Source organism: Pseudomonadales bacterium (assembly GCA_013215025.1).
GTDB lineage: Bacteria > Pseudomonadota > Gammaproteobacteria > Pseudomonadales > DT-91 > DT-91.
In genome coordinates this window covers 1-3,192 of sequence record JABSRR010000238.1, presented here as the reverse complement: position 1 = coordinate 3,192, position 3,192 = coordinate 1, and the positions used below count along the sequence as shown (strand labels likewise).

At 46.6% G+C, this 3,192-nt stretch carries 4 protein-coding genes; 1 reads left to right on the top strand and 3 read right to left on the bottom strand.

The genetic code is table 11. The features are described from left to right. The coding region (locus tag HRU21_12370; protein ID NRA43084.1) for an ATP-dependent DNA helicase RecG at positions 1-1,088 on the top strand (1,088 nt) is incomplete at its 5' end. 38 nt (positions 1,089-1,126) lie between these two features. Here HRU21_12370 and HRU21_12365 read toward each other — a convergent pair. The 3 genes from HRU21_12365 to HRU21_12355 all read right to left on the bottom strand — a co-directional run. Continuing rightward, positions 1,127-1,891 (bottom strand): sulfite exporter TauE/SafE family protein, encoded by a 765-nt coding sequence (locus tag HRU21_12365; protein ID NRA43083.1) that lies wholly within the window; start codon positions 1,889-1,891, stop codon positions 1,127-1,129. Between the two features lie 106 nt (positions 1,892-1,997). Further along, on the bottom strand, positions 1,998-2,651 hold the full coding sequence (locus HRU21_12360; GenBank protein ID NRA43082.1) for a TIGR04219 family outer membrane beta-barrel protein: 654 nt from the start codon (positions 2,649-2,651) through the stop codon (positions 1,998-2,000). 118 nt (positions 2,652-2,769) lie between these two features. Continuing rightward, a partial coding sequence (locus tag HRU21_12355) for a hypothetical protein (GenBank protein ID NRA43081.1) occupies positions 2,770-3,192 on the bottom strand: 423 nt, incomplete at its 5' end.

Below are 3,192 nucleotides of genomic sequence, written 5' to 3'. Positions count from 1 at the left end.
TCGCCGAGCAACATATGCAAAGCTTCAGTGAATGGCTGCAACCACTTGGCATTCGCTGCGCCTGTCTTTCCGGCAAATCCGGCGTTAAACACCGACGCTCGGTACTAACAGACTTAGCCAGTGGCGAGCTTCAGCTATTGATCGGTACTCACGCCATTTTTCAAGATCACGTTGAGTTTCATCAATTAGGTCTTGCTATTATTGATGAGCAACACCGCTTTGGTGTTCACCAGCGACTGGCACTGAAAGACAAGAGCGTCGGCTTCACACCGCATCAATTAATCATGACCGCGACACCCATTCCGCGTACGCTCGCCATGACTGCCTATGCCGATCTTGATCTATCATTGATTGATGAATTACCTCCGGGACGCAAGCCAGTAACCACGATCGCCTTAGAGCAACGTCGGCGTAATGAGGTCATTGCACGCATCGATGCAGCCTGCAGCCAGGGCACGCAAGCGTATTGGGTCTGCACTTTGATTGAAGAGTCCGAGCAGCTTAATTGTCAGGCCGCAGAAGCCAGCGCCAAGATACTGCAAACCTCACTGCCCCATCGACGCATTGGCCTAGTGCATGGACGGCTAAAGGCCAAGGAGAAAAGCGAAATCATGCAGGCATTTAGCCGCGGCGAGATAGACTTACTGGTGGCTACCACGGTAATTGAAGTCGGCGTCAATGTACCTAATGCCTCGTTAATGATTATTGAAAACCCCGAGCGACTCGGGTTAGCGCAGCTGCATCAGTTGCGCGGACGCGTCGGGCGCGGCAGCAGTGAGAGTTACTGCGTATTATTATTTCAACCACCGCTATCTCAGCAGGCCAAAAGCCGCCTAAACATTATGCGCGAAACCAATGACGGCTTTAAGATTGCTGAAACCGACTTAAAGTTGCGCGGCCCAGGCGAAGTGTTAGGCAGCCGTCAAACTGGCCAGCTGCAGTTTCGGATTGCTGACATTGAACGTGATCATGATCTTATCGAGTATGTTGGCGATATTGCTAAACAGCTACTTTTACAACAGCCAGAATTAGCACAGACCTTGGTCAAGCGCTGGATATATCAAGCCGATTATTTTTCTCAGGGCTAAGCGGCTAAGGCTTATTGCATAGTATCCCAGCTGCGCTGTCAGCCTAAAATAAGCTTAATACCTACCGCTACCGTGGTGACTTCAAATAAGCGTTTAATAAATTGATTACCCTTAACAATCGACAAATGCGCACCTAAATAACCACCGATCAGCGATCCTGCGATCAATGCCGGCAGCCATGCCCACTGTATCGACTGCAGCATGCCGAGCGTGATGGCCCCAGTACTATTATAAAAAAGGCCAACTAATACTAAGGTGTGCGCAGTAGCTTGGCGATAATCAAGGCCAAACCAGCTAATTAACCATAAGGTGACAAATAAACCTGTACCCGAGGTTAAAGAGCCATTCAAAAAACCAAACAGAAAACACGCTGCGCCACTGATAACATAGCATGAACATTGACGGCGCTTGGGCTCAGCCTGCTGACCAAGGCTTTTGCGCAAAAAAGAATACACACCCAGGGCAACCGTTAAAACACCTAATGAAAGCTTAGCAAGATCCTCTGGGATCAGCAGGATTGATCTAGCGCCTAATATTACGCCAGGCAAACCACCCAAGACTACGGATAGAGAAACCGGCCATAACAAACTCGAGGCGCGCCAATGTTTAATAGAGGCGCCAACCCCAAGCGCCACAGATGCAACCTTGTGCGTAGCAAGTGCTGTTGCAAACGGCAGACCAAGAAAAATAATGACCGGTAGTTGTATTAGTCCGGCACCACCGCCTGCAATGGCTGATAGGGCATTAGAGATAATAGCCAACAGCAGCAGCAGTATATGAAAGCCAATTTCATCTATTGGCATATATAGAGATATTTAAGCATAGCCATTACATATTTTTGACTAGCGGCTAATCAAGCTAAGCGCTTAAGGCTCAGCTTGATCGCATTTAGTTTAGCTATAATCCCCGTTAAAAGCTGAAGGTAGCAGATAAGTATGCGCCCGTTAACTCAGCATCTAAATCTGTATTTTTGTCTACTTCCAGCTTTTGCTCAATCAAGCGGTAACCGGCCGCGACACCAACACCCAACAAAAAGTCGTATTTAATAAACACCTCGGCATCGGTCACTGCATCATCGCCATTACCGCCAAGCTGCGCAATGGCACCCGCTGATAAGCCAACAAATGGTAAATTACCCTGTGCTTTTGCATATAACAACGCTGACACATCGTCATTTTCAAGGTCTTCCACAGCGTCAACCGCCACATCAAATACGCGCACGGTCAAGCCAAGGTCAAGCTCTACAATATTATCAAGAATCTCATAATACAGCGTGGCATCGGTAAAGCGGCTATCGATTTCGAATTGTAAATCATCCGACTCATCAAAACTGAAATCTGCAAATGCTAAACGAACATTCGGCAGTAAGGGCACCGGATGCTCAAGATATGCTGAGTATTCAACATTGGTTTCTGTATCTGTATTACCGTTTGAATCATTATCTTTTAATTCAAGCTGGTAAGCCTTGGCGGCAACACCAAAACCTAACACGTCGGCCGTGGCAACTGATGACGCACCAACAAGCATGACGCCTAAAATAGTCGATTGAATAATGTTTTTCATAGTGACTCCGTTTTGATTAGCAGTAAATTTTATTATCTTTATATCTTTTTTGTTCAGCAGCGATACCATCGAACCTTAAGTCAAAGACTTTATCGCATAGCCAAGCACTTTTAATAGTCTATTGATATTGATAAAACAGCCGTAAAAAGCCGCCTTCAGCAGCCAGCTCAGTTTCCAACTCGTATTCATCAGGTTCTATAATCAGCTTCGATTCGAGTGTTGCATCAAAGGCACGATAGCCTAGTGCAAGCCCGACATCATTGCTAAAAATATAAGCAAATTCAAGATTTATATCGCTGCCATTTTGACCGTCATACTGACCAAACTGCAGATCCAAATTTATCCACCATTGCTCAGCAGGCGAAAATGCCGCCCCGAGGTGAAGCAGTGCCAGAGTTGAGTCAATATCGGCCTGCAGATTTATATCGGCGGCCTCTAACTCACCAAAAAATTGCCTAACGCCCAAGCCCGCATGAAAGGTGAAAGAAGGTCGGCTATAGACTGGGTAATAAAAATTCAGATCGGCATGACTGACGTCGAT

Bases quoted from the DNA above. Each gene is read 5' to 3' on its own strand.
- HRU21_12365 (NRA43083.1), bottom strand. From the start codon at position 1,891: ATGCCAATAGATGAAATTGGCTTTCATATACTGCTGCTGCTGTTGGCT.
- HRU21_12360 (NRA43082.1), bottom strand. From the start codon at position 2,651: ATGAAAAACATTATTCAATCGACTATTTTAGGCGTCATGCTTGTTGGT.